Origin of the sequence: Xanthomonas sp. XNM01 (assembly GCF_014851915.1) — a bacterium.
Lineage (GTDB): Bacteria > Pseudomonadota > Gammaproteobacteria > Xanthomonadales > Xanthomonadaceae > Pseudoxanthomonas.
Genome location: NZ_JACVAP010000001.1, coordinates 134,201 through 159,047, shown reverse-complemented (window position 1 = coordinate 159,047; position 24,847 = coordinate 134,201). Strand labels below are relative to the sequence as shown.

Annotated in this window: 27 protein-coding genes and 1 tRNA gene; 10 read left to right on the top strand and 18 right to left on the bottom strand. The window is 70.4% G+C overall.

The window, feature by feature from the left end:
* Window positions 1-58: 58 nt before the first annotated feature.
* The 4 genes from IB242_RS00730 to IB242_RS00715 form a co-directional block, all read right to left on the bottom strand.
* Window positions 59-748, bottom strand: a complete 690-nt coding sequence (locus tag IB242_RS00730; protein WP_192275283.1) for a hypothetical protein — start codon at window positions 746-748, stop codon at window positions 59-61.
* Window positions 749-878: 130 nt separating this feature from the next.
* Window positions 879-1,436, bottom strand: coding sequence for a DUF3228 family protein (locus IB242_RS00725; RefSeq protein WP_192275282.1), 558 nt, complete (start codon window positions 1,434-1,436; stop codon window positions 879-881).
* A 27-nt stretch (window positions 1,437-1,463) separates the two neighbouring features.
* Window positions 1,464-2,822, bottom strand: a complete 1,359-nt coding sequence (locus IB242_RS00720; RefSeq protein WP_192275281.1) for an MFS transporter — start codon at window positions 2,820-2,822, stop codon at window positions 1,464-1,466.
* Between the two features lie 156 nt (window positions 2,823-2,978).
* Window positions 2,979-3,890, bottom strand: a complete 912-nt coding sequence (locus tag IB242_RS00715) for an SDR family oxidoreductase (protein WP_225539934.1) — start codon at window positions 3,888-3,890, stop codon at window positions 2,979-2,981.
* Between the two features lie 165 nt (window positions 3,891-4,055).
* Between IB242_RS00715 and IB242_RS00710 the strand changes: the two genes are divergently transcribed.
* Window positions 4,056-4,481: a helix-turn-helix domain-containing protein gene (locus IB242_RS00710; RefSeq protein ID WP_192275280.1), complete on the top strand. Its 426-nt coding sequence runs from the start codon at window positions 4,056-4,058 to the stop codon at window positions 4,479-4,481.
* Window positions 4,482-4,605: 124 nt separating this feature from the next.
* Here the strand turns inward: IB242_RS00710 and IB242_RS00705 are convergent, their stop codons facing one another.
* From IB242_RS00705 to IB242_RS00675, 7 genes are all read right to left on the bottom strand, one after another.
* On the bottom strand, window positions 4,606-4,965 hold the full coding sequence (locus IB242_RS00705) for a hypothetical protein (RefSeq protein WP_192275279.1): 360 nt from the start codon (window positions 4,963-4,965) through the stop codon (window positions 4,606-4,608).
* 55 nt (window positions 4,966-5,020) lie between these two features.
* Window positions 5,021-6,205 carry a glutathionylspermidine synthase family protein gene (locus tag IB242_RS00700; RefSeq protein ID WP_192275278.1) on the bottom strand — a complete coding sequence of 395 codons (1,185 nt, stop codon included), beginning with the start codon at window positions 6,203-6,205 and terminating at the stop codon, window positions 5,021-5,023.
* Window position 6,206: 1 nt separating this feature from the next.
* Entirely contained in the window at window positions 6,207-6,770 is a 564-nt protein-coding gene (locus IB242_RS00695) for a DUF1190 domain-containing protein (RefSeq protein WP_192275277.1), read from the bottom strand.
* A 90-nt stretch (window positions 6,771-6,860) separates the two neighbouring features.
* Window positions 6,861-7,604: a metallophosphoesterase family protein gene (locus IB242_RS00690; RefSeq protein ID WP_192275276.1), complete on the bottom strand. Its 744-nt coding sequence runs from the start codon at window positions 7,602-7,604 to the stop codon at window positions 6,861-6,863.
* Window positions 7,605-7,761: 157 nt separating this feature from the next.
* The gene (locus IB242_RS00685) at window positions 7,762-8,499 is read right to left on the bottom strand and encodes a response regulator (protein ID WP_192275275.1); all 738 of its coding nucleotides are present in this window, start codon (window positions 8,497-8,499) and stop codon (window positions 7,762-7,764) included.
* Window positions 8,496-9,539 carry a histidine kinase gene (locus IB242_RS00680; protein WP_225539932.1) on the bottom strand — a complete coding sequence of 348 codons (1,044 nt, stop codon included), beginning with the start codon at window positions 9,537-9,539 and terminating at the stop codon, window positions 8,496-8,498. Before IB242_RS00680 ends, IB242_RS00685 begins: the two co-directional genes overlap by 4 nt.
* 211 nt (window positions 9,540-9,750) lie before the next feature.
* Window positions 9,751-10,674, bottom strand: a complete 924-nt coding sequence (locus IB242_RS00675; protein WP_192275274.1) for an alpha/beta hydrolase — start codon at window positions 10,672-10,674, stop codon at window positions 9,751-9,753.
* A 204-nt stretch (window positions 10,675-10,878) separates the two neighbouring features.
* Between IB242_RS00675 and metF the strand changes: the two genes are divergently transcribed.
* The gene (gene metF / locus IB242_RS00670) at window positions 10,879-11,706 is read left to right on the top strand and encodes a methylenetetrahydrofolate reductase [NAD(P)H] (RefSeq protein WP_192275273.1); all 828 of its coding nucleotides are present in this window, start codon (window positions 10,879-10,881) and stop codon (window positions 11,704-11,706) included.
* Between the two features lie 71 nt (window positions 11,707-11,777).
* Complete coding sequence (locus tag IB242_RS00665) at window positions 11,778-12,377, top strand: DUF4124 domain-containing protein (RefSeq protein ID WP_225539930.1); 600 nt, start codon at window positions 11,778-11,780, stop codon at window positions 12,375-12,377.
* Between the two features lie 81 nt (window positions 12,378-12,458).
* Here IB242_RS00665 and IB242_RS00660 read toward each other — a convergent pair whose 3' ends face one another.
* The 6 genes from IB242_RS00660 to IB242_RS00635 form a co-directional block, all read right to left on the bottom strand.
* Window positions 12,459-13,805: a HAMP domain-containing sensor histidine kinase gene (locus IB242_RS00660; RefSeq protein ID WP_192275272.1), complete on the bottom strand. Its 1,347-nt coding sequence runs from the start codon at window positions 13,803-13,805 to the stop codon at window positions 12,459-12,461.
* Window positions 13,792-14,475 (bottom strand): response regulator transcription factor, encoded by a 684-nt coding sequence (locus IB242_RS00655; protein WP_192275271.1) that lies wholly within the window; start codon window positions 14,473-14,475, stop codon window positions 13,792-13,794. Before IB242_RS00655 ends, IB242_RS00660 begins: the two co-directional genes overlap by 14 nt.
* 11 nt (window positions 14,476-14,486) lie before the next feature.
* Complete coding sequence (locus tag IB242_RS00650; protein WP_192275270.1) at window positions 14,487-14,963, bottom strand: hypothetical protein; 477 nt, start codon at window positions 14,961-14,963, stop codon at window positions 14,487-14,489.
* A 331-nt stretch (window positions 14,964-15,294) separates the two neighbouring features.
* On the bottom strand, window positions 15,295-16,170 hold the full coding sequence (rimK, locus tag IB242_RS00645; protein ID WP_192275269.1) for a 30S ribosomal protein S6--L-glutamate ligase: 876 nt from the start codon (window positions 16,168-16,170) through the stop codon (window positions 15,295-15,297).
* A gap of 84 nt (window positions 16,171-16,254) precedes the next feature.
* A tRNA-Gly gene (locus tag IB242_RS00640) sits at window positions 16,255-16,328 on the bottom strand.
* 80 nt (window positions 16,329-16,408) lie between these two features.
* Window positions 16,409-18,202 carry an autotransporter domain-containing protein gene (locus IB242_RS00635; RefSeq protein ID WP_192275268.1) on the bottom strand — a complete coding sequence of 598 codons (1,794 nt, stop codon included), beginning with the start codon at window positions 18,200-18,202 and terminating at the stop codon, window positions 16,409-16,411.
* A gap of 143 nt (window positions 18,203-18,345) precedes the next feature.
* Here IB242_RS00635 and thiS point away from each other — a divergent pair, with 143 nt between their 5' ends.
* From thiS to lepB, 5 genes are all read left to right on the top strand, one after another.
* On the top strand, window positions 18,346-18,546 hold the full coding sequence (gene thiS, locus IB242_RS00630; protein WP_192275267.1) for a sulfur carrier protein ThiS: 201 nt from the start codon (window positions 18,346-18,348) through the stop codon (window positions 18,544-18,546).
* Between the two features lie 42 nt (window positions 18,547-18,588).
* The gene (locus IB242_RS00625) at window positions 18,589-19,383 is read left to right on the top strand and encodes a thiazole synthase (RefSeq protein WP_192275266.1); all 795 of its coding nucleotides are present in this window, start codon (window positions 18,589-18,591) and stop codon (window positions 19,381-19,383) included.
* A 124-nt stretch (window positions 19,384-19,507) separates the two neighbouring features.
* Window positions 19,508-20,272, top strand: coding sequence for a tRNA (guanosine(46)-N7)-methyltransferase TrmB (gene trmB, locus IB242_RS00620; protein WP_192275265.1), 765 nt, complete (start codon window positions 19,508-19,510; stop codon window positions 20,270-20,272).
* A 147-nt stretch (window positions 20,273-20,419) separates the two neighbouring features.
* Window positions 20,420-22,270, top strand: a complete 1,851-nt coding sequence (locus tag IB242_RS00615; protein ID WP_192275264.1) for an SLC13 family permease — start codon at window positions 20,420-20,422, stop codon at window positions 22,268-22,270.
* 131 nt (window positions 22,271-22,401) lie between these two features.
* Window positions 22,402-23,031, top strand: a complete 630-nt coding sequence (gene lepB, locus IB242_RS00610; protein ID WP_192275263.1) for a signal peptidase I — start codon at window positions 22,402-22,404, stop codon at window positions 23,029-23,031.
* Window positions 23,032-23,038: 7 nt separating this feature from the next.
* Here the strand turns inward: lepB and IB242_RS00605 are convergent, their stop codons facing one another.
* Entirely contained in the window at window positions 23,039-23,389 is a 351-nt protein-coding gene (locus tag IB242_RS00605; protein WP_192275262.1) for a Rieske (2Fe-2S) protein, read from the bottom strand.
* 66 nt (window positions 23,390-23,455) lie between these two features.
* Here IB242_RS00605 and IB242_RS00600 point away from each other — a divergent pair, with 66 nt between their 5' ends.
* Together IB242_RS00600 and IB242_RS00595 are read left to right on the top strand one after the other, a co-directional pair.
* Window positions 23,456-23,740: a hypothetical protein gene (locus tag IB242_RS00600; RefSeq protein WP_192277596.1), complete on the top strand. Its 285-nt coding sequence runs from the start codon at window positions 23,456-23,458 to the stop codon at window positions 23,738-23,740.
* Between the two features lie 378 nt (window positions 23,741-24,118).
* Window positions 24,119-24,823, top strand: coding sequence for a fumarylacetoacetate hydrolase family protein (locus IB242_RS00595; RefSeq protein WP_192275261.1), 705 nt, complete (start codon window positions 24,119-24,121; stop codon window positions 24,821-24,823).
* Window positions 24,824-24,847 lie beyond the last annotated feature (24 nt).

Sequence of the window (24,847 nt, the reverse complement as noted above, 5' to 3'; positions counted from 1 at the left end):
GGGTGCCCAGTGCGTCCGACTGCCCGCCGCATCGCGATGCAGCCGCGGCGCGGACCGCTCAGGCGGTTTCCAGATCCGGCCGGGCCGCAGCGACCGCCGCGCTCTTGGACACGATCGACCTGACAGCCGCGGTGACCTCCGCCAGCGGCACCCGGTCCGACAGCCGCAGGAAGGTATCGCGGCTGTCGTAGCCGGATCCGTCGCGCAGATAGTTCTCGTACATGGCCAGCAGCTCGGTGCTGGCCTCCGACAGGGCGCGCCGGTTGCCGTCCGCCAGCGCCTTGCCGACCCGGTCCAGCGTATGCAGGCTGTCTGCGAGCCAGAGCAGGTCGTAACGCGCCTTGGCCGATTCCTGCCCGTAGTGTCCACGCGTGTAGGCGCTGTAGTTGCGGACCGCCAGCGCCACGCGCGCCACGTGGGCGAACAGCATGCCCACCTCCTCGCCGACATCGAGCGTGCCCGAGACGGCGACCCTCACCGCATGCTCCTCCAGCGCGACATGGCTGCTTTCCAGCAGCTGGCGCAGCTCCGTCTGCTCGCGCTCCAGCGTTTCCTGGCGGACGGCCGCGGCGGCGAGCTGCTGGCGCAGCCGCTGCAGGCCGGCCCGGCAGCGCGCGTTCTCCTCGCGGGTATCGTCGTGGCCCTGCCGCTCGTGGCGCAGCCGCCGGCCCCAGACCAGCGCCAGGACCGTGGTCAGCACGGCCCAGCCGGCCAGGACGCACATGAGGATCAGCGGAAACGTGCTCATGGATTCGGGGCGCACCAGGAATGGACGAAAACCCCGCCCGGTCTCCGCAGCCGGGACAAGGCGATCGGGAGATAGATCGACCGCCCGGCCGATAACCTGAGCCCTGAGCGCCCGGTGCGCCCGGCGAACCTCAGGGCCGCCAGTTGGCGTTGGCCTCCCAGAACGCCACCGCGCGCCGGTAGGCCTCGCGGTCCAGCGGCACGCCGGATCCGCCCTCCTCCACGCCCAGCGCGTTGCGCATCATCGTGATCGGCGCCATCGGCACCTCCTCGGGCTCGGCGGTGTAGAGGCAGCCGACCACGCCCCAGTCGGCCTCGATCGGCGAACCCTCCTTCGCCAGCTGCTCGCGGCTGTACAGGATCACCACCAGGTAGTCGGCCACCGGCGGCGCGACGCCCTCGAACCAGCGCACCAGCACCGGCAGTTCCTCGCGGCTGCGGGCCTCGTAGGCCGAGCGCAGCAGATGCCGGTTGGCCTCGGTGACCGGTACTGTCAGGCAGCGGGTCGAGGTCCAGTTGCGGTGCACGTGCAGCTTGCAGAACGGCGCATAGCCGTCGAGCACCTTCAGCGACGGATGCGTGTTGAGGTGCGCCTCGAACTGCTCGGGCGTGCAGTCCTGGATGGTGTTGCCACGCGGTGTGCGCGGGAACAGGCGGGTACGGGCGAACGGGGTGAGGAAGATCGACATGCGGCAGTCAGACAGGAGCGGAGCGGTTCACAGGGTACCCGCTGCCGCCCGGTCGTCGCCCGCCCGGTCCCGCAACGCCGCTGACCGCTGCCGCTGCGCGCGCCCGAGCCAGATGCCCAGCGCCGCCCAGGCCAGCGCCAGCGGCACCGCGACGCTGGTCAGCGCGGCCAGGCCCATGCCCAGCCGGCCCAGCCCGCCCTCGACCTGTGCGCCGGTCACGTCGCCGACCCGGTAGACGAAGGTGTCGATGAAGGCCTTGGCCTTGTACTTGTCCTCGCGGCCGACCACGGTGAACAGCGTCTCGCGCGCCGGCCGGGTGATCGCCCGCTGCACCGCGCGCACCACCGCTTCCAGCAGGATCAGCACCAGGAACGAGCCGAACACGGCCAGGCCGACGAAGCCCAGCGCCATCGTGACGGGCAGCAATGCGAGCGCGAACGGTACGCCGAGGCGCTTCATCAGGTGGCCGGTCAGGCTCAGCTGCAGCACCAGCACCGCGATCTGGGTCCACATGTCGATGGTGGCGAGCAGCTCGGTGCGTTCGTCCAGGGTCGATGCGGCCGCCTCCACCATCTGCAGCCGGGTGAAATAAACGAAGGTCACCATCACCGACAGGATCACCACGTAGCCGGCGATGCCCAGCAGGTAACGCGAGGTCAGCACCGCGCGGATGCCGGCCAGCGCGCCACCACCGATGCGCGCCTGGTCGCGCGACGGTGGCGGAGCCGATGCGCCGTCCTGTCCCTGCATCGCGTCGGCGGGCTGGGTCCGGGCCAGCGCCCAGGCCGCCGCGATGGCCAGCACCAGCAGGCCGGCCGTGACCAGCAGCAGCGGTGGAGTGCCGATCGCGGGCGCGAGCTGCCTGGTCAGCCACGGCCCGAAGATGGCGCCGAGCGTGCCGCCGACCGCGATCAGGCCGAACAGGCGCTTGCTCTGCTCGACGTCGAAGCGGTCGGCCATCAGCGCCCAGAACACCATCGAAACGAACAGGTTGAACACGCTGAACCACACGTAGAACACCTGTCCGCTGACGGTGCCGACCGCCTCCGGAGCGAACGCCAGCAACGCCCAGAAGCCGGTCAGGCTCAGCGCGAACGCCGCGTACGTGACCGCGATGAACTGCAGCCGCCGCAGCCGCGCGACCAGCCAGCCGAACACCGGATTGACCGCCAGCGTCACCACCGCGGTGCCGATGAACAACCAGCGGATGCTCTCGATCCCGCGCTCCATGCCCAGCGCATCGCGCGCCGGCCGCAGCAGCATCAACGCGGTCAGGATCAGGAAGAAGAACACGATCGCGGCCGCGACCGCGGCGACCTCGTCGCGGCGCACGTTGAAGATCGTCTGCAGCGGCCCGGCGATGCCGGTGTCGCGGAAGGAATTCATGGATCGGTCCGCCTCTGTGGGATCGCGGGGGCCACCGCAGCGGTGGCCGGGGAGTCCTCCGCAGTGTCGCGGAGCATGGCGCTGCCGGGTACCTGCCGACCGTCACGCATCGGGCATCCGCCGCCCGGCCATGCCGGGCGGCGGCGCGACACCGCCTCAGCGTGCGTTGACGCGCTCCAGTGCGTCGTCGAAGCGGCCCTCGCGCTCGGCCAGGCGCTGGAAGTTCACCCGTTCCACGAGAATCTCGTCCGGCACCGGCTGCTGCGCGAACAGGCCCATCACCTCGCCGATGAAGTCCTGCAGGGGCATGTAGCCGTCACGGGTGGACTGACCCGGATTCAGCTCGGTCTGCACGCCCGGCGGCGCCAGCTCGATCACCTTGGCCCTGCCCCGCAGCTGATGCCGCAGCGACACCGTGTACGAGTGGATCGCCGCCTTGCTGGCGCTGTAGGTCGCCGCATCGGTGCGTGGCACGAACGCCAGGCCCGACGAGACGTTGACGATGGTCGCGCCCGGCTGCGCCAGCAGGTGGTCGACCAGGGCGTTGGTCAGGCGGATCGGCCCGAGCAGGTTGGTGACGATGGTTTCCTCGGCATCGTCGAGCGCGCGCCGCGCGGACAGGTTCTCGACGCGCATGATGCCGGCATTGTTGATCAGCACATTCAATCCCGGATGCTCGGCGGTCACGCTGCGCGCGAACGCCTCGATCGCGTCCGGCCGCTCCAGGTCCAGCAGCATCGCGTGCATCCGAGGGCGTCCGTCGATGGTGGCCTGCAGCGGCTCGAGCCTGCGTCCGGCGACGATCACGGTGTTGCCCTGGTCGTGGAAGCGGCGGGCCAGTTCGCGGCCGATGCCGGAGCCGCCGCCGGTGATCAGGATGGTGTTGCCCGTGGCCTGCATGGTGACCTCCTTGGGGGTGTCGCGTGGGGTGGCCGTCGCCGCGCCGGTGGCGGCATCGGCCATGGCCGAGAACAGGCCGATGGCCGCCGCCACCAGGGTGGCGACACGGTGACGACCGGGAATGGAAGGCGCGGACGGACGATCCGCGGGTACGGCGCTGGGGTGCATGACGGGTTCCTCTATCGATGGACGATGGCGGGACTTCCGGAAGCACTCGACGATCCGTCGCGAGCTTGAAGCGAGGATAGGGCTGACACACACTGATCGGAAGAAGGCACGGAAAACTGCGATACCCACCTTCCGGTTCGATACTTACCTGAAAGAGAGTGCACGATGCCGATCGATTTCGCCGGCCACCACCGCGAGGTGCAGGAAATGCTCGCGCAGCAGCCCACGCTCGATCCGCGCGTCGAGGAACTGGTCAACGGCGTGATCGCCCGGGTCGCCGACAAGTGGACGATGATCGTGCTCGACGTGCTGGCCGAGCATGGCGAGCAGCGCTTCACCCAGCTGTCGAAGAAGATCCCCGGCATCAGCCAGAAGATGCTGACCCAGACCCTGCGCGAGATGGAACGCGAAGGCCTGGTGATCCGCACCGTGCATCCGGTGGTGCCGCCGCGCGTCGAGTACCGGCTGACCGATCTCGGCCTGGGCCTTGGCGCGGCGTTCTGCGGCGTGTGGGTCTGGGCCGAGCAGCACCTGGAGCAGATCGAGCAGGCCCGGGCCGCGTTCGACCAGCGCGCGCAGGAGACGCGCTGAGGCGGATGGCCGGCGCGGCCGGCGCACCGGGCGCGCCGCAGATCCGCGCCGGTGCGGTATCGATCCGGCGCGTCCGCGTCGACGATGCGACGGCGCTGGCGGACCTGTACGCGCGCCCGGTCAGTCACACGGGCCGCGCGCGTATACGCAACCCGGGTCGAAGACTGGGCCACGACGTCAGCGCGGCAGAACGCGTGCAGTGCTGCAAAGAATGCGGTCTGGCACTGGCACCGTCGGTGCAGCGCTGGGCGTCGCCGATCTCGAGGACGATGGCCACATCGCTGACCTGCAGGTCGCGCCGGATGCCGAAGGCCGCCACGCCGGCCCCACGCTGTACGTGGCACTCGAAGCGCATGCGCGCCCACCGGATCCGGCGCCTGCCTGTGGACGCCAGTGCGCTGGCGATGCCGCTGTTGGCACGTGGTGGCTTCGTCCCGATCCGCCACAATGCGCGGCGGATCGGCGAGGTGCCGATCCGCAACATCCAGGGTGGAGAGAAACGCCTCCGACCGCTCGCCCACGCAAGGCGTGGGCGTCCGTCAGGCGTAGAACACGCCGCCGCTGGCAGGCGCGTCGACGATCGCATGCGGCACGAAGCGCGCCGTATCGCGGGTGATCGGGCCATCGTCCTCGCGCACGCCGATGCCGCAGGCACGGTCGCCGACGATCCAGCTGCCGACCATCGGGTGGTTGCCGTCGAACACCGGCAGCGGATGCAGCGCCTGGCGGATGCACGGCCCGTCGTAGGGGCCGGCGCTTTCCAGCGTCTGCCCGTCGCGCGTGTGCATCACGATGTTGGCGCCCTCGCGCGAGAACAGCGGCTTGCGCACCCAGCCGCGCGCCAGTGCACCGCCATGGTCGAACTCGGCCGGCAGCAGGTTCGGATGCCCCGGATACCGCTGCCACAGCAGCGGCAGGATGCCCTTGTTGCTCAGCAGCGCCTTCCACGGCGGCTCCAGCAGGCGCAGCCCGGATTCCGGCAGCGCGCGGCCGAAGTCCTCGGCGAACAGGTCCTCCAGCGGGTACAGCTTGAACAGCGAGCCGATCACCGTGTCGTCCAGATCGGTGAAACGGCCGTCCTCGGACAGGCCGATGTCCTCGATCGCCAACGTGTCGCCACGCAGCCCGGCCTGCACCGCGCAGTCGCGCAGGTAGGCGACCGTGCCCTGGTCCTCTTCGGAGGCGCGCACCGCGCTGAAGTACAGCGGCGGCGGCAGGCCGCCGGCCAGTTCGGCAAAGCGCTCGACCAGGGCCTCGTGGATCGAGTTGAACTGGTCGGCATCGGGCGCCAGCAGGCCGGCGTCGCGCTGCTCCTCCAGCCACTGCCACTGGAAGAACGCCGCCTCGAACAGCGAGGTCGGCGTGTCGTAGTTCAGCTCGTACAGCTTGGCCGGTCCGTTGCCGTCGTAGGCCAGATCGAGACGGCCATACAGGTGCCCCTCGCGCTGGCGCCAGCTGTCGGCGACCCAGTCGCGGTACTGGTCCGGGATCGCCAGCTGCTCCATCAGCTCCTGGCTGCCGGTGATCTCGTCCACCAGGCCCAGCGCCATCGCGTGCAGCTCGGCGCTGGGGTCCTCGAGGTCGTTCTCGATCTGGCGCAGGCTGAACGCGTAGTACGCGCGCTCGTCCCAGTACCGGACACCATCGATGGTGTGGAACCGGAACCCGCACTCGGCCGCCCGGGCGCGCCAGTGGGCGCGCTCGGCGATGGCGATGCGACGCATCTCAGCCGCCGAGGCTGCTACGACGGCCGCCAGCCTCGCCGAAGCCGCCCCGGCTGGCGGTGACCGCGCGGTTCGGCGTGTGGTTGACCGGCGTCAGGCCGGCGCGACCGGTGTTGCCCATCGTCGCGGCGACGCTGCCCGGCGCGGCGGCGCGTGCCCAGCCGTTGGCCTTGTCGCGGAACGCCGGTGCCGCCTGCTGCTGTCCAGCCGCAGGGGCGGCGGCCGCGGCGCCGCGGTTGTTCATCATCTGCGACAGGAAGAAGCCGGCCATCATCGGGCCGATGAAGGAATGCCCGGTCGAGGTCTTCTGCTCCACGCACTGGTCGGCGCTGTATTCAGCCTCGCACTCGGCACGGCTGGCGTACTTCGGTGCGGCGTCGGCGCTCTGCGCCTGCGCCTGCTCGAACGCGCTCCGGCACACGGACGGGTTGCCGGTGGCCTCCACGCAGCTCTCCACCGAGGTGTACAGGCCTTCCTGCACCTGCACGGCATCGCGCTGGCACGCGGTGAACAGCAGCGGCGCGGCACCCATCAGCAGCAGCGCGGTGGCTTTGGAACGCTTCATGCGAAAAATCCCCGTGTGATTCCAGCCCCAATGATGCCTGCGGCGGACCTGTCGACGCCAATCGCCACGCGCCCCTTGCTGAACGCGGCTTCATGCACGCCCGCTGGCCAGTGCCCGTGCCCAGTCGGGGAACCCGTTGCGCGCAGCCAGCCGCGCCATCGCCGGGTGGTCGTAGGCCACGGCACACGACCTGGCCTGCCACACGCCGTCGATCCGCTCGATCACCGCATATCGCGCATCCACCACGGTGCAGTGCACCGCGTAGCAGGATGGCCGGGTGCCCCGGTAGGCAGGCAGCCCCACGCTGCCGGGGTTGAGCAGCAGGCGGCCATCGGCGAGACGCCGCTGCCGCTGCACGTGGCTGTGGCCGCAGGCGATCGCGCGCGCCCGGTCGTCGCCCAGCCGCTGCACGATCGCCTCCTCGTGGTCGGGTACCAGCACCCCACCGTCGATGCGGTCCAGCAGCCATTCCACGTCGCTGCGCGGACTGCCATGGCACAGCAGCAGCTCGCCGTGGCGCAGCGTGGCCGGCAGCGTGCGGAGCCAGGCCAGTGCGGCCGGATCCAGGCGCGCGGCCGCGTACCTGTCCGAGGCCGCGCCCTGGGCGTCGTGCCGGTCGATCAGTGCCAGCAGCTGGCGTTCGTGGTTGCCGGCCAGCGACGCCCAGCCGGCGTCGATCAGGAATGCCGCGGTCTCCCGTGGCAGCAGCGGGCCGGACAGGCTGTCGCCGAGGTTGAACACGGTCTGGATGCCACGCGCACGGATGTCGTCGGCCACCGCTTCCAGCGCGGGCAGGTTGCCGTGGATGTCCGAGACGATGGCGATGGCCGGCATGCGGATGGCTCCCTCGTGATCCGCCCCAGCCTACCCTTCCGGCACTGCGCCACGCCGGCGGCGGCATCGCACTGCCTGCACCGCGGCCGCGATGCCCGGCCCACGATGACCGCGCAGAGCCGCCTGCGGATCGCCGCGGTCCGCGATCGCCGATGCGTTACAGCGCCAGCCGCTCGCGCAGTTCCCGGGCCTGGCGCCGCGACACCTCGACCTCGCCGCCGTCCTTCAACCGCAGCAGATAGCCGTCGGCGAGCGATGGCTCGACCGCGCGCACGTGGCGCAGATTGACCAGCGTGTTGCGGTTGGCGCGGAAGAACAGCGCCGGCTCCAGCCTGGCCTCGAGCGCCGCCAGGCTGCGCATCAGCAGTGCGGTCTGGTCGCGGAACCAGAGCCGGGCGTAGTTGCCGTCGACCACGATCCGCGACACCTCGCCCATCGCCACGAACCAGCACCGCTCGCCATCGCGCAGGAACACCTGGTCGTCTGCACCGAGCGGGGCGCGCGGTGCGGCGCCGTCCGCGACTGCCGGCGCCGGCGTCATCCGCGCCTTGTCCAGCGCCGCGCGCAGCCGCAGCGGGTCGACCGGCTTGAGCAGGTAATCCAGCGCGTTGGCGGCGAAAGCCTGCAGCGCGTACTGGTCGTAGGCGGTGGTGAACACCACCGCCGGCACCGTCTCCAGGCCGGCGAGCACGTCGAAACCGCTGCCGGACGGCATCTGGATGTCGAGCAGGACCAGGTCCGGATGCAGCCGCGCGATCGCCGCACGCGCCTGCGGCACGTCCTCGGCTTCGCCGACCAGTTCGACACCCTCGACCTGGGCCAGCAGGGTGCGCAGTTCGGCCCGCGCGAGGCGTGCGTCATCGACGATCAGGACACGCAGCGGCACCTGGCTCATTGCGGGATCTCCAGGGTGGCCACCACGCGCTCGCCTTGCTGCTCCAGCGCGAAGCGGCCCCGCACGCGCACCAGCGCCTGCCGCAGCCAGGCCAGGCCGACGCCATGACCCGCGCCCGACGCGCCGAGCCGGCCGGGATTGTCGACCTGCAGCCGCAGCAGCGCGCCCTCGCGCGTCGCGGCGATGCGCAGCTCGCCGCCGCCCGGCGCCACCGCGATGCCATGCTTGACCGCGTTCTCCACCAGCAGCTGCAGCGCCATCGCCGGCAGCTGTGCGTCGTCCAGCCCGGCATCGATCCGCCGGACCACCCGCAGCCGGTCCTCGAAGTGCACGGCCTCGATGGCCAGGTAGTCATCGACCACGGTCAGTTCTCCGGCCAGCGCCACGCGCTCGCGCTGGCTGTGCTCCAGCGCGTGCCGCAGCGTGTTGGACAGGCGCCCGACCAGTTCGCGCGCGCGCTGCGGATCCTCGAGGATCAGCGCACGCAGGTTGTTGAGCGCGTTGAACACGAAATGCGGATTGAGCCGCGCACGCAGCGCCTCGTGTTCGAGCGACTGGCGCTCGGCTTCGGCCTGCAGACGGGCCAGGCGCGAGGTGCGCGCATGCGCAAGCGCGGTCCAGCCGGTCCAGCCGGCCACCCACAGGCCAAGGATCACGGCGGTGTTGAACCAGTAGCCGATGAACGCACCGACGCTGTAGTCGGACCGGGGCAGCGTGACCCACCCCAGCAACAGCGCCGGCCGCAGCACCACGAACACGAGCAGCTGCGCGAGCAGGGCGCCGCCGGCCACGCACAGCAGCATGCGCCAGGCCAGCGCCACGAGGTCCAGCTCGAACCAGCCGCGTCGCAGCGCCTGGCCGCGGATCGCCGAGGAGACCACATACAACGTCCCGGACAGCGCCATCGACAGCAGCAGCAGACCCGAGCTCCAGCCGATGAAGGCCGCTCCCAGCGCGAGGTTGGCGACCAGATAGACCAGCCACGCCAGCGTGTTGAGCAGCCAGAACCAGCGCGAACCACATCCATCCTGCATCGTCATCTCGTCCGTCCGTGCCGTCGCGCTGCCGGTACCGTCGCGCATCCGTGATGGGTGCGCCATTCGACACGGTCATGTGCCGGCGGATGGTCCGTCGCCGTGCCGGTCGTTGTACAGCACCCTGGCATCCATCCGCAGCGTGTGCTGGCCGAGCCTGTGCGACGGCCCCCGCGAACCGAGCGTGCGTCGATCCGCACCGGACGCGTGCCGGGCATCAGCCGCCGCTGGCCGGATGCGCGGCCAGGAACCCGCGGACCTCGCCCTGCAGCCACTGCGGGTCGTCCCACATCAGGAAGTGGTAGCCGGTGTCGCTCAGTGCGATCCGCACGCCCGGCAGCTTCGCGTACTGCCCGGCGAAGATCGCCCGGGTCGCCTCCCGGGTCTGGCCGAAGTTCGCATACGCGGCCCAGGCGCCGAGGACGAGGGTCGGCGTGCGCACGCCAGCCAGGTCGTCACGCAGATCGGTGACCAGCAGCTCGTACATCGCCTGGGAGGTCGTCGCACGGTCGCTGGCCGCACCCCAGCGCTTGAGCTCTTCGACGCGTTCAGGCGAACGGGTCATCCCCGCCAGCGCCGCCTCGGCCTGGCGCGTATAGGTCGCATCGTCGGCTGCCATCATCGCCCGGCGCATGCCCGCTGCCATCGGCTGCACGCTGGCGACGCTGGCAGCGGGATTGGTCGCCGCAGCGAAGAACGGCAGCGAGTCGACGATCACCAGCGGGCCGATCGCCTCCGGCGCGGCCAGCGCCAGCTTCATGCCGAGCAGTCCACCCAGGCTGTGGCCGATCACCGCAGGCTGCTGGAGTTTCTGCGAGGCGGCATAGGCCAGCACCTGGTCGCGCATGCCATCGAGGAACGGCTCGGACACCGCGGGCGGCGCGCCGGCGAAGCCGGGCAGCTGGATCAGGTGGCACTGCAGCGGCTGCAGCGCCTGGCAGGTCTGCCGCCAGACCTCGGCGCTGCTGTTCAGGCCCGGGATCATCAGCACCGGCCGGCCCTCGCCGACGACCTCGACCCGGAGGTCGCCATGCGGCTGCGGCGCGCTCCTGGCCACGCTCGGTGCGATCACCGCCGCGACGACGATCGCGATCCAGACCGCAGGCTTGAAGGGGTGGGAACACAGCGGACGCTGGCGCATGGTCGGTCTCGTTGGTGGTGGCTCGGAGGAGACAGGCTGAAGCGCGGCAACCCGGATGCGGGAAAAGAATGACGGGCGGCGACCGGAGCGGACGAGCGGCAGGAGCCCGGCGCAGGCGGCATCGGGCGCGCACGGCCGCCACACTTCACATTCATCGCGATAAAGAGATATGATCCGCGCCAACCCAGCACTGCCGATGCCGCGATGACGCAGATCAGCCTCGAGTTCTATCCGCCCAAGACCGACGACCAGCGCGCCCAGCTCGACCGCGCGGCCGGGAAGCTGCGTGCGTACGCGCCCGAGTACGTGTCCTGCACCTTCGGCGCCGGTGGCTCGACCCTGAGCTACACCTCCGAGACGGTGCGCCACCTCAACCAGCACCACGGCTTCGAGGCCGCGCCGCACCTGTCCTGCGTCGGCGGCAGCCGCGAGGAGATCCGCGAACTGCTCAAGCTGTACCGCGCGATCGGCTGTCGCCGCATCGTCGCCCTGCGCGGCGACCTGCCCTCGGGCATGGGCCATGCCGGCGACCTGCGCTACGCCTCGGAGCTGGTCGAGCTGATCCGGGCCGAGCACGGCGACCGCTTCCGGATCGAGGTCGGCGCCTATCCGGAAACCCATCCGCAGGCACAGGATGCGACCGCCGACCTGAAGCACTTCAAGGCCAAGATCGATGCCGGCGCCGACGCCGCGATCACCCAGTACTTCTACAACGCCGACGCCTACTTCCGTTTCGTCGACGACGCCCGCCGGATCGGCGTGGACGTGCCGATCATCCCGGGCGTCATGCCGATCTCGAACTTCTCGCAGCTGCGCCGCTTCTCCGAAGCCTGCGGCGCCGAGATCCCGCGCTGGATCGGCAAGCGCATGCAGGCCTTCGGCGACGATGCCGCGGCGATCCGCGAGTTCGCCGCCGACGTGGTCGCCGAACTGTGCCGGCGTCTGGTCGATGGCGGCGCACCGTCGCTGCACTTCTATACGCTGAACCTGGCGAAGCCGACCCAGGCGGTGCTGGACCGGCTGCGCGGCTGAGCGGCCGTACGCAGGCCGGCTGGATCCTTCCGCGGCTATCGCCGCGCCGACGCCGGCCCTAGACTGCGCCGATGCTGCGCGCCGCTCCCCTGCTCTGCCTGGCACTGCTGGCGGCCGATGCCGCCGCGCAGCAGGTGCATCGGTGCGTCGGCGCGGACGGGCAGGCGGTCTTCAGCGATCGCAGCTGTGCCGACCTCGGGGCGACGCCGCGGCTCCCGCCCGCGAGCAGCACCCATGCCGGCGCCACCGACGCGCGGCACTACCGCGGCGGCTGCGCGCGCACGCTGGGCGACCTGTCGATGGAGATCGGCGCGGCCATCCGCAACCGGGACCTCAACCGCCTGTCCAGCCTCTACGACTGGCAGGGCGTGTCCAGCGCCGGCGCCCGGCAACGGCTCGACCGTCTCGAAGCGATCGTCTCGCGTCCACTGGTGGACATCGCGCCGGTCCATCCGCAGCCATCCGCCGACCCGCCTTCGATGCCGCCGGTGGAAAGCCCGGCCGACCCACGGGCCGCGGGCGCCGACGCCTGGCCGACGGGAGCGGCAGCGCCGCCCGCGGCGCGTCCGACCGGCCTGCGCATCGAGCAGACCCTCGCCAACGGCAGCACGCCATCGCGTACCGTGTTCGGCCTGCGTCGCCGCTTCGGCTGCTTCTGGATCCACCTGTAGGGCGACGGGCAACCGCCTGTGCGCAGCCGACAGGCTGCGTGACCAGGCCGAGGCCTGTGAGGACGCGCAGCGCCGCACCGATCAGGCGGCGCTGCGCCCGAACGAAAGCGTCGCCACGACACCGCTGGTCCCGTCGCGACGCGGCGTGACCTGGACATCCCAGCCGTAGAGATCGCAGAGCCGGCCCACGATCGACAGGCCGATGCCCGCCCCCTGCGAGTGACCGGCGTGCGTGCCGCGATAGCCGCGCTGGAACAGCCGCGACGCATCGTCCTCGCTCAGCCCGGGGCCGGTGTCGATCACCTGCACCGCTGCCGGTAGCAGCCGCACGACCACCTCGCCATGCGGCGTGTACTTGACCGCGTTGCCGATCAGGTTGCCCAGCGCCACCGACAACGCCGCCTCCGGCGCCTCGACCACCAGCGCCTCGGGCTCGCCCTCGATGCGCAGCTCCAGCGACTTGCCACCCAGCTGCGCGCGGTGGGAATCGAGCAGCTGCTCGGCCACCTTGGCCACGTCGCTGCGCCCCTGGCCGCGCTCGTTGCGCGACAGCAGCAGCAGCGAGCCGATCAGGTCGCTGCACTGCTGCTCGGCGCGCTGGATACGCGAGAGCCGCGCGAGCGTGCGCTCGTCCAGGTCCGGCCGCGACAGCAGCAGCTCGACCGCGCCCTTGATCACCGCCAGCGGCGTGCGCAGCTCATGGCTGACGTCGGCATTGAACTCGCGGTCGCGCTGGACCACCTCGGTCAGCCGCGTCGAATAGTCGTCCAGCGCCTCGGCCAGCTGGCCGACCTCGTCGTCGGGGAAGTGCGAGGCCAGCTTCTTGGGCTGGCTGCTGCCGCGGTAGGCCCGCAGCCGCGCGGCCAGTTCGGTCACCGGGCGCATCACCCGCGATGCGGACCACCAGCCGATCAGCAGCGACAGGCCGCTGAACAGCAGGATCGACACGTACAGCGCGCGCTTGAGCTGGGCCTCGCCGCGCAGCGACTGGGTCATGTCGTAGGCGAGGAAGAACCACTCGTTGGGCGTCTTGCGCACCGCGAGCTTGTAGGCGAACGGCTCGCCCTTCTCGTCGCGTCCGCTGATGTTGTGGTTGCCGTTGGGCAGGTCGTACCAGTCCGGCTCGTCGATGCGGAGCTGTTCGAAGCCCTCGCGCGACACCACCCGCCCGTACATCTGCTGCACCGGCAGGTCGGGCTTGCTGTTGCTGGGGTCGAAATAGAACCGGCGCGCGTACTCGTCGATGTTGCGGTTCATCACGTCCTCGACCAGCTGGTTTTCCACGCGCTGGCGGGCCACGTCGGTCAGGAAGGCGAACAGCGCCGTCAACCCGGAACCGAGCAGCAGGAAGGACAGGATGATGCGGGTACGCAGCCGGCGCCGGAAACGCCGGCTGCGACGCGGCGATGCCGGGTCAGCTGCCGCCATCTGGTGCGGCGATGCGGTAACCGATGCCGTGGCGGGTCTGGATGTAGGGCACCGGGAACGGCTTGTCGACGACGGCGCGCAGGCCGTGGATGTGCACGCGCAGCGAGTCGGAATCCGGCAGTTCCTCGCCCCACACGCGGGTCTCGAGCTCCTGGCGGGTGACCACCGCCGGCGACGCCTCCATCAGCGCCTGCAGGATCTTCAGCGCGGTCGGATTGAGCTGCAGCAGCCTGCCTTCGCGGCGGACCTCGAGCGTGTCGAGGTTGTATTCCAGGTCGGCGACGTTGAGCACCCGCGTCTGTACGCCCTTGCCGCGCCGGGCCAGTGCGTTCAGCCGGACTTCGACTTCCTGCAGCGCGAACGGCTTGATCAGGTAGTCGTCGGCGCCGGAGTCGAAGCCGGCAAGCTTGTTCTCGAGGCTGTCGCGGGCGGTGAGCATCAGCACCGGCGTCTGCTTGCGCGCCTCGTTGCGCAGCTTCCGGCAGACCTCGATGCCGTCCATGCCCGGCAGATTGAGGTCGAGCACGATCGCATCGAAATCGTGGACCACCGCCAGGTGGAGGCCGGTCACGCCGTCGGCGGCGAAATCGACGGTATGGCCGCGGTCCTCGAGGTAGTCCCCGAGGTTGGCCGCGATGTCGCTGTTGTCTTCGATTACCAGGATGCGCATAGCGTTCTCTATTACGGGCCTTCGGCAGGCTTGAACCGCTGCATGCTCTGCAGCTTCTGCTGTGTGTCGGTCGCCATCTGGCGCCGCTGGGCAACGGTCGCGCATTTGTTGACAGAGCGGTGTGAACCGACCTGCTTTTCGCGGATGCAGACCAGCCGGCTGTCTTCGCGCGCCTGCGTGAGCAGCGCGTTGACCAGCTCCTGGTCGTTAAGCACATTGAGCCGGGCAACCTCGGTCAATTCATCGAGACTGTCCACATCGCCAATGACGGATGCCATGCGGTCAAGCGCTACACGCACCTTGGAACGGCTGTCAGAGGATATCTCCGAGTACGTCTTTCCATCACTCAGTGCGTCGAGTATCGCTCTGCGCTGAGCGTCAAACGCGCCCGAAACGCTCAGCCCTTTCTCCGGCGAGAATGTCGAACCGCCGGCCTGCACTTTTGCATCTACACCAAACGCCGCGATGAAAAGCAGGGAAACAAGCATAGTCCTGTACATCATGCTTCACCTCACTGATAGGTAATGACGCCGATCGTCCCGATCGCCGGCAGCAGGGTGCTGCTTTTCGATTCTGCCGCGTCTGCCTGCACGCCATCAAATCGAGCAGCCATCGCGCTCATACAAAAAGGCCCAGACGACTGTCGCCGCCTGGGCCGAAAGTTGTTGCCCCGATTACCGTTTCCCGACTGTCGGACCATGGCCAGGCAGACGAGGAGCTGCGGTTCTGGCGAGACTACGGCGGGGGCAATTAAAGTCGCGTTAAATCCATGTGACGCATCGAGGTCAACCGCGACCATCAAACGCAAGCCATTGATAATCAGAAGAAATCCCGTGCGACGTGCTCGATGATCGCACCCGCCACGTCGACCCCGCACGCGGCCTCGATGCCCTCCAGCCCCGGGGTGGAATTGACCTCGAGTACCAGCGGGCCGCGCGCGGAGCGGACCATATCCACGCCGGCCACCTCAAGCCCCAGCGCACGCGCCGAGCGCACCGCCACGTCCTGTTCCTCGGCGCTGGCATCGGCCGGGCTGGCCTGGCCGCCGCGGTGCAGGTTGGAGCGGAACTCGCCCTCCGGCGCCTGCCGCCGCATCGCAGCCACGACCCGGTCGCCGACCACGAAGCAGCGCAGGTCCGCGCCTTCGGCCTCGGCGATGAATTCCTGGACCAGGAAGTTGGCGTAGAGCCCGCGCAGGGCCTCGACCATCGCACGCGAGGCCGACTGCTTCTCGGTCAGCACCACGCCGGCGCCCTGGGTGCCCTCGTTGAGCTTGACCACGTGCGGCGGCGGGCCCAGCAGCGACAGCAGGTCGTCGGTGTCGTCGGGGTTGTCGCCGAACACGGTGGTCGGCAGGCCGATCCCCTGCGCGGCCAGCAGCTGGTGCGCGCGCAGCTTGTCGCGCGCGCGCAGGATCGCGTCGGACGGATTGGGGCAGTAGCTGCCCATCAGCTCGAACTGGCGCAGGACCGCGGTGGCGTAACGGGTGACCGAGGTACCGATCCGGGGAATCACCGCGTCGTAGCCGGCGACAGGTTTGCCCTTGTAGCGCATCGCGAATCCGCCCGGCGCGATGCGCAGGTAGCAGCGCAGCGGGTCGAGCACGCGCACGGTGTGTCCCCGCTTGCGCGCGGCCTCCACCAGACGGCGCGTCGAATACAGCGAGGCATTGCGGGACAGGATCGCCAGTTTCATGCGCACCGCGTCATGCAGGTGGGAGTGATCCGGGGTGCCCGCCAACACAAAGCGCCGCCCGGAGGCGGCGCTTGCATGGAAGGCTGGAGCGGGTGATGGGAATCGAACCCACGCTAGCAGCTTGGGAAGCTGCAGTTCTACCATTGAACTACACCCGCATGGGACAGGCAGTCTATGCGTCCTGCCCCCGCGCGCGCAATGCCGGCCGCGGCACCTGGCCGCGACCGGTCCCGGCGACTCAGAAGCCGCCGGAGAAGGTGACGAACACGCTGTTGTCCGCGGCACCGCTGCGGCCGACCGTGCTGCGCGCACCGATGTCGGCGTCCAGGCCGAGCAGGCGGGTCCGGGCACCGAGCACCACGGTGCCGTAGCTGTCGTCCAGCTGCATCCCCGGCACCGCGTACTGCATGCCCGGCAGCGTCTGCAGGCGGGCGAACGCCTGCTCCGGACGGTCCTCGAACTCGCGGTCCCAGGTGGCGCGGATGTACGGCACGGCCGGGCCGATGTCGTAGCTGGCCTGCCAGCCCAGGCTGCCGACCAGCGAGTCGATCTCCTGGTCGCCGTAGATCAGCGCGGTCGAGGCGGTGTTGCTCTCGGTGTAGCCGTCGACCTCGACCTTCTGCCACAGCAGGCTGGCGACCGGGCCATGGGTGAATGCGCCCTCGCCGAAGCTGTAGCCGCCGCTCAGGCCGACGCTCACGTTGCGGCCATCGGCCGAGCCGGAGTGGCGACGCAGCGCCGGCCCCAGGTGGACCTCACGGTCGACGTCGTAGTCCAGGCGGGTGTAGCTGGCCTGCGCATTGACCCAGGTGCGTTCGCCATACCAGCCGGCGAAGCCGCCGATGGTGACGTCGGACTGGGTGAAACCGCCGCGGTTCTGGCCGAAGTCGGCATCGAGACGGCCGTAGCCGAGGAAGCCGCCGAAGACCATGCCATCGCGCGCCCAGTCCACGCCGAACAGGCCCGAGGGCGCCATGCCGTCGTACAGGTCGGCGTGGTCGTAGCGCTGGTTGTCGCCACGGATGCCACCCCACCAGCGGGTGCCATCGGCGGTGGGGGCGGACTGCAGGTGCGCGGCGACCTGCTCGGCGCGGGCGCGGCCGATCACCGTCGCCGACTGCGACAGCACGGCGTTGAGCGTCGGCGCCTCGAGCACCGACACCGCGTACTGGCCCAGCATGCCGTGCGCGGCATCGGACGGATGCACGCCATCGGCGAACAGGTAGGCCTGGGCCGCATCCGGCGTGCGGTACGAGGTGGGGTTGCAGGTCAGCGCGTTGCCGCCCGGCGCCAGCAGGCAGCCGGTCTGGGTGACGTTGCGGAAGCCGTAGGTCGCCGGGCTGGCGACGATCTCGCGCAGGATGCCGAAGGTATCCAGCGGAATGACCTGGTAGCCGGCCTGGGCGAGCGCCCCGTACATGCTGGTATTGAAGGTCGAAGACAGCTGGGTCAGCGCGGCCTGGCCGGCCGGGCCCGCGGCGATGGCCTGCGGCGTGATGCCCATGTCCGGCAGGTTCGGCACCAGGATGTAGCGGGCGCCGGCCGCGTCGAGCGCGCCCACGCTCTGGACCACGCCGGTGACGGCGGTCTGCAGGGTCGAGGCGACAGGCGCACCGGCGGCCACAGCGAAGATGTCGTTGGCGCCGGTCCAGACCGAGTACAGCGCGTTGGGATCGGCCCGGCCGCCGGTGGAGGCCAGGTAACGGGTGACCTGCGAGACGGTCGACTCGGCCGGGCCGTTCTGGACCGTCACCCGGGAGCCGCCCTGGGCGTAGTTGTCGCCGCCGGTGTTGTCGGTGCTGCCGTCGCCGCCGTAGTAGCGGGCCACGTGCTCGGCCCAGACCAGGCCCGGATTGGTGGTGAACTTGCCGGTCACCGGTCGCACGGCTTCCGGGATCTGGGTGCGGAAATGGCCCGAGTCGGTCAGGCTGTCGCCGAAGAACACGGTGCCGCTGAAATCGGTCGCGAGCGCCGGGGCGGCGGCCAGTGCCAGGGCGATGGCCAGGGTGGTACGGAGCGGACGGGGGGACATGGACTCTCCAGGAATCACGTGGGGCGGATGCGGGCGTACGCCCGCGCATGGTCCTTATGGTTCCACCGACACGGGCGCCACTCACGCTGCGTTGCGGAATGATGACAGCTCCGTGGCGATCGAACGATGCGACAATCGCCGCCATGGACATCGAGTTGAATGGCGAGCGACGTAGCGTCGCCGACCACCTGAGCATCACCGAGCTGCTGGCGGCCGAGGGCCTGGCCGGCCGCCGCGTCGCGGTCGAGGTCAATGGCGAGATCGCCCCGCGCGGCACCCACGCCGAACGCCGGCTGCAGCCGGGCGACCGCATCGAGATCGTGCACGCGCTCGGCGGTGGCTGATCCGACGCGCCGTCGCCGGCCGCGATGGGCGATAATGCGGGCATGTCGAATACAGCCCACTCCGATCCGCTGGTCATCGCCGGCAAGACCTATCGCTCCCGCCTGCTGACCGGTACCGGCAAGTTCAAGGACCTGGACGAGACCGGCCGCGCCACCGAGGCCGCCGGCGCCGAGATCGTCACCGTCGCGATCCGCCGCACCAACATCGGCCAGAGCCCCGGCGAGCCCAACCTGCTCGACGTGCTCTCGCCCGAGCGCTACACGATCCTGCCCAATACCGCCGGCTGCTACACCGCCGAGGACGCGGTGCGCACCTGCCGGCTGGCACGTGAGCTGCTCGACGGCCACAACCTGACCAAGCTGGAAGTGCTGGGCGACCAGAAGACCCTGTACCCGGACGTGGTGCAGACCCTGAAGGCCGCCGAGATCCTGGTCGCCGACGGCTTCGAGGTCATGGTCTACACCTCCGACGACCCGATCCTGGCCAAGCGCCTGGAGGAGATCGGCTGCGTGGCGGTGATGCCGCTGGCGGCGCCGATCGGTTCCGGTCTGGGCATCCAGAACCGCTACAACCTGCTGCAGATCATCGAGGACGCCAAGGTCCCGATCATCGTCGACGCCGGCGTCGGCACCGCCTCGGACGCGGCCATCGCGATGGAACTGGGCTGCGACGGCGTGCTGATGAACACCGCGATCGCCGGCGCGAAGGATCCGGTGCTGATGGCCAGCGCGATGCGCAAGGCGGTCGAGGCCGGGCGCGAGGCGTTCCGTGCCGGCCGCATCCCGCGCAAGCGCTACGCCAGCGCCTCCTCGCCGGTCGACGGCCTGGTGGGATGAGTCGATGCGCGCGGCACCCGCGCGCATCGCGGATGCCCGGCCATGGATGGTCGGGCCGGATCATCCGGAAGCGGCATCGCCGCGCCAGGACGGCACCATCACTGCACGCACAACCCGAGTCGTCATGACCGATCCATTCTCCAGCAGCGGCGCCAAGGCCCCGCCCAAGCCGTTCACCGTCAGCGAAGGCCGCCGCGAGGTCCGCAGCTTCGTGCTGCGCCAGGGCCGATTCACCCCGGCCCAGCAGCGCGCGTTCGACGAGCGCTGGCCGCGCTTCGGCCTGGACTACGCCGGTGCCCCGCGCGACCTGACGACCACCTTCGGCCGCGACGCGCGCACGGTGCTGGAGATCGGCTTCGGCAACGGCGAGGCGCTGCGCTTCGCCGCCCGCCAGGATCCGTCGCGCGACTACATCGGCATCGAGGTCCACGCCCCCGGCGTTGGCCGCCTGCTCAACGCGCTGGCCGACGATGCCGCCGACCACGTGCGCCTGTACCACCACGATGCGGTGGAAGTGCTGCGCAACGAGATCGCCGACGGCGCGCTGGACGAGGTCCGGATCTACTTCCCGGATCCCTGGCACAAGAAGCGCCACAACAAGCGACGCCTGGTCCAGCCGGAATTCGCCGCGCTGCTGGTGCGCAAGCTGCGGATCGGCGGGCGCCTGCACGCGGCCACCGACTGGGCCGACTACGCCGAGCAGATGTGGGACGTGCTCGACGCCACGCCCGGGCTGGTCAACCGGGCCGGCCCGCGCGGGCACGTGCCGCGGCCGGAATGGCGGCCGGAGACCCACTTCGAACGGCGCGGAGTGAAGCTCGGCCACGGCGTCTGGGACCTGCTCTACGACCGCGTCGACGCGCCGGAGCTACACTCCCCGGCAGCATGAGCGCCTCCGACGCCATCGACGACGCATCCAACCGCCGCCGGCCACGGCGCCGCCTGCCCGTGGCGCCGGGGCCGGTCACGGATGCGGGCTGCAGTGCCGGTGCGCCCGGCCTGACCACCAGCGGATCCTGAGGAACCGGCACGCGCAATGGACGGCCTGACCCTGACCAACGACATGCGCCTGGTGCTGGGGCTGGTCGGGTTCACGATGGCGATGTTCCTGTTCGAGCGCATCCGCGCCGACCTGGTCGCCCTGGTCGTGCTGGTGGTGCTGGGCATCACCGGCCTGATCGCGCCGGAGGAGATCTTCAGCGGCTTCTCCGGCAACGCGGTCATGAGCATCATGGCCACGATGATCCTCGGCGCCGGTCTTGACCGCACCGGCGCGCTGAACCGCCTGGCCAGCTGGCTGCTGCGCCGCGGCCACGGGGTCGAGCAGCGCCTGCTGCTGATGACCACGGCCATTGCCGGCCTCAACTCCTCGTTCATGCAGAACCCGTCGGTGATGGCGCTGTACCTGCCAGTCGCCGCGCGGCTGTCCTCGCGCACCGGCCTGGCGCTGTCGCGGCTGCTGCTGCCGATCGCCGCGGCGATCGTGATGGGCGCGGCGCTGACGATGGTCGGCAACTCGCCGCTGATCCTGCTCAACGACCTGTTGGTCTCGGCCAACAACAACCTGCCCTCGGGCATGGCCACGCTGGAACCGCTGGCGATGTTCGCGCCGGCGCCGGTCGGCATCGTGCTGCTGGTCGCCTCGCTGCTGTACTTCCGTTTCTACGGCAACCGCAAGCTGGCCGAGGAGGAAGGCGTCGGCGAGAACGTCACCCCGGCGCGGACCGAAAGCTACTTCGCCCGCACCTACGGCATCGACGGCGACGTGTTCGAACTGACCGTCTCGGCCGAGAGCCCGCTGGTCGGCATGTCGGTGAGCGAGGCCGAATCGCTGCACGACGCGCCGCTGCTGCTTGCGCTCAAGTCCGGCAACGACACCCGGCTGGCGCCGCCGGCCGACATGCGCATCTGGGTCGGCAGCGTGATCGGCGTGATGGGCCCGCGCCAGCAGGTCACCGACTTCTCGCAGAACCAGTTCCTGCGCATGTCCTCGCGCCTGCGCAACCTGGGCGACCTGTTCAACCCCAGCCGCGCCGGCATCTCCGAGGCGGTGGTGCCGCCGACCTCGCGCTTCATCGGCAAGACCGCACGCGAACTGCGCCTGCGCCAGCAGGCCGGGATCAGCCTGCTGGCGATCAACCGCGACAAGCAGGTGATCCGCGAGGACGTGCGCTCGGTCGCGCTGCGCGCCGGCGACATGCTGGTGTTCCACAGCATCTGGCAGGACCTGGGCCAGGCCGCGCAGAGCCGGGACTTCGTGGTGGTCACCGACTACCCCAAGGGCGAGCAGCGCCCGCACAAGTTCAAGATCGCGATGACGATCTTCGCCTTCACCATCCTGGTGGCGCTGTTCGCCAAACTGCCGGTGGCGCTGACCCTGATGACCGGCGTGGCCGGCATGCTGCTGGCCGGCGTGCTGAAGATGGACGAGGCCTATGCGGCGATCAACTGGAAGACGGTGTTCCTGACCGCCGGCCTGATCCCGCTGGGCTGGGCGATGGACAGCAGCGGCACCGCCGCCTGGGTCGCCGGCAACACCCTGGCCCGATTGCCGGAAGGCACCCCACCGTGGGCGCTGGAGATCGTGGTCGCGCTGCTGACCACCGCGTTCTCGCTGGTGATCAGCCACGTCGGCGCGACCATCGTGATGGTGCCGATCGCGATCAACCTGGCGCTGGCGGTGGGCGGCAACCCGACCGCGTTCGCGCTGATCGCCGCGCTGTCGGCGGCCAACAACATGATGACCGCCTCCAACCCGGTGATCTCGATGATCACCGGCCCGGCCGGCTACAGCGCACGGCAGATGTGGCGGGTCGGCGCGCCGCTGTCGCTGATCTATACGGTGGTCGCGGTGACCGTGGTCAACCTGATGTTCTGGGGCGACTGACCGCAGCGGCGGCACGCCGTTCGCGTGCTTCGACCCGACGCCCCACCGGACCGCGCACCCTGCCATCGGTCACTGGCAGGGGCCTGCGCGGCGTCGTAGCGTCGGACCTCCCGACCGCAGAGGAGTCCGCCATGTCCCAGGATGCGTCCGTTTCCGAGCGCGGCGCCCGCCTGCGCCACTGGCTGCGTCGCGAGGCATTGCCGCTGGTGGTGATGCTGCTGCTGATGCTGGCCGCACGCTCCTCGTTCGCCAACCATTACCAGGTGCCGACCGGCTCGATGCAGCCGACGCTGCAACCCGGCGACCGGGTCGTGGTCGACATGCGCGCCTACGGTCTGCGCCTGCCCCTGGGCAACCGCATCCTGGTCGAGGCCGGTACGCCACGGCGCGGCGACGTGGCCGTGTTCGATTCGCCGCAGGACGGCACGCGGCTGATCAAGCGCGTGGTCGCCGTCGCGGGGGACCGCGTCCGCCTGCGCGACGGCCACCTGAGCATCAACGGACGGCCTCTCGCTGCGGACGCGGCGGCGACGATCGAGCGCTTCGACCCGCGTCTGGTCCAGCTGGAGCTCGACCGCGGAGGCGGTCCCGACATCGACGGTCTGGTCATCCCGCAAGGCAAGGTGCTGGTGCTCGGCGACCACCGCGGCAACAGCATCGACAGCCGCTGGTTCGGCCTGGTCGATGCCGACGCGATCTACGGCAAGGCCGTGGCCGTGTACTACCGCCGCGGCGAAGGCCTGGCCTGGCGCCGGCTCTGAGCCACGCTCAGCCTGCGGTCGCCAGCCAGACCGCGCCGTCGCGCACGTCCACCGCCACCGCGCGCAGCGCATCGCCGCGGCAGGGACCGGCCACGCACTGGCCCTCGCCCAGTTCGAAGGCCGCGCCATGGGCCGCGCAGACCAGATGCCCGTCCTTGCTCTTCAGGAAGCGCCCGGGTGCCCAGTCCAGGCGCCGTCCGGCGTGCGGGCAGACGTTGAGCCAGGCCCGCACCACCTCGCCGTTCCGGTGCAGCACCAGGGACTCGCTGTCGCCATCCAGCACGGCTTCGGCCTCCACGAGCTCGCCATCGGCGAACGCGTCGAGCTGAACCAGCGGGGCTGAATTTAACGAAGTCATCACACTGTCACCTGGCATCGGGCCGATACTTCCGCCTCGTCCGCCATTCTGGCATGACCCAAGATGATCCACGCCCGTTCGTTCCGCTTCGATACCGCCTCGCTGCATGGCCTGTTCGCACCGCGCAAGCCGCGTGCGTTGTGGCTGCGCGCCCTGCTGGGCGTGGTCGGCCTGGGGTTGCTGGCCCTGCTCGTGTTCTTCAGCGTGTTCGTCGGTGCGGCGATGATCGCCGCCGGTCTGGCCTGGCGCCTGCTGCGTGGCCGGGGCCGCACCGCGTCCGCTGGCGACACCCGCGTGGTCGACGGCGAGTACCGCGTGGTGCGCAAGGCCGCCCTGCCCGGCTCGCGCTGAACGCACCGCGCCATGCATCGCATCCGACGGCCCGGCTCATCCGGGCCGTTTTCGTTGGGCGCGCGAGTGATGGCCCCGTGTGAGACCCAGCCAACCACAGGCCCGGCTCCGGGCCGACCGGTGTGGCGCAGCCATCCTGTCGCTGCGCGACGGGTCTGGATGGCGGGACCCAGGACCGGCCACACCCGGCGAGGCATCCGCATCACCCGCCGGCGCGCCAGTTCCATCCGCATGGATCGTGGTGCGGCACCGGCAGGAGGCGCCCCGTCACGCACCGGCATCGGATCCCATCCGTCGGTGAGCCAGCGGCTGCCCGGGCATCACCGTTGTCCGGCCGCCGCTACACTGCGCCGGTCCTTCGCTGTCGATTCCGCCACCATGACCGATCTGATCCCCGCACCCTCCGTCCCGCGCGTGCCCGTCCGCGGCGGCGGCACGTTCCCGGTCCGCCGCATCTACTGCGTGGGCCGCAACTTCGCCGACCACGCCCGCGAGATGGGCGCCACCGCCCCGGCCTCGAAGGCCGAGCGCGGCACGCCGGTGTTCTTCATGAAGCCGGCCGATGCGATCGTCACCGGTGAGGCGGTGCCCTACCCGTCGGCCACCGCCGACCTGCACCACGAGGTCGAACTGGTCGTGGCGATCGGTCGCGACGCGCCGGCCGGCCCACTGGCGCGCGAGGATGCGCCGGCGCTGGTGTTCGGTTACGGCGTGGGCCTGGACCTGACCCGCCGCGACCTGCAGGCCGCAGCCAAGGCCAAGGGACTGCCCTGGGACACGGCCAAGGGCTTCGACCACTCCGCGCCGATCAGCGAGCTGGTGCCGGCCGCGGCGGTCGACGGCCTCGATGCCCGCGTGCTGGAGCTGCAGGTCAACGGCGAAACCCGCCAGCGCGCGCCGCTGACCGACCTGATCTGGGACGTGGCCGACATCCTGCACGAGCTGTCGCTGCTGTACGCGCTCAAGGCCGGCGACCTGGTCTACATGGGCACGCCTGCCGGCGTGGCCGCGCTGTCGCCGGGCGACCAATACCTCGCACGGCTGGACGGCGTGGTGGAGCTGCAGGGCCACATCGCGCGCTGAGGCCGTCGCGGCGATGGCTCCTCG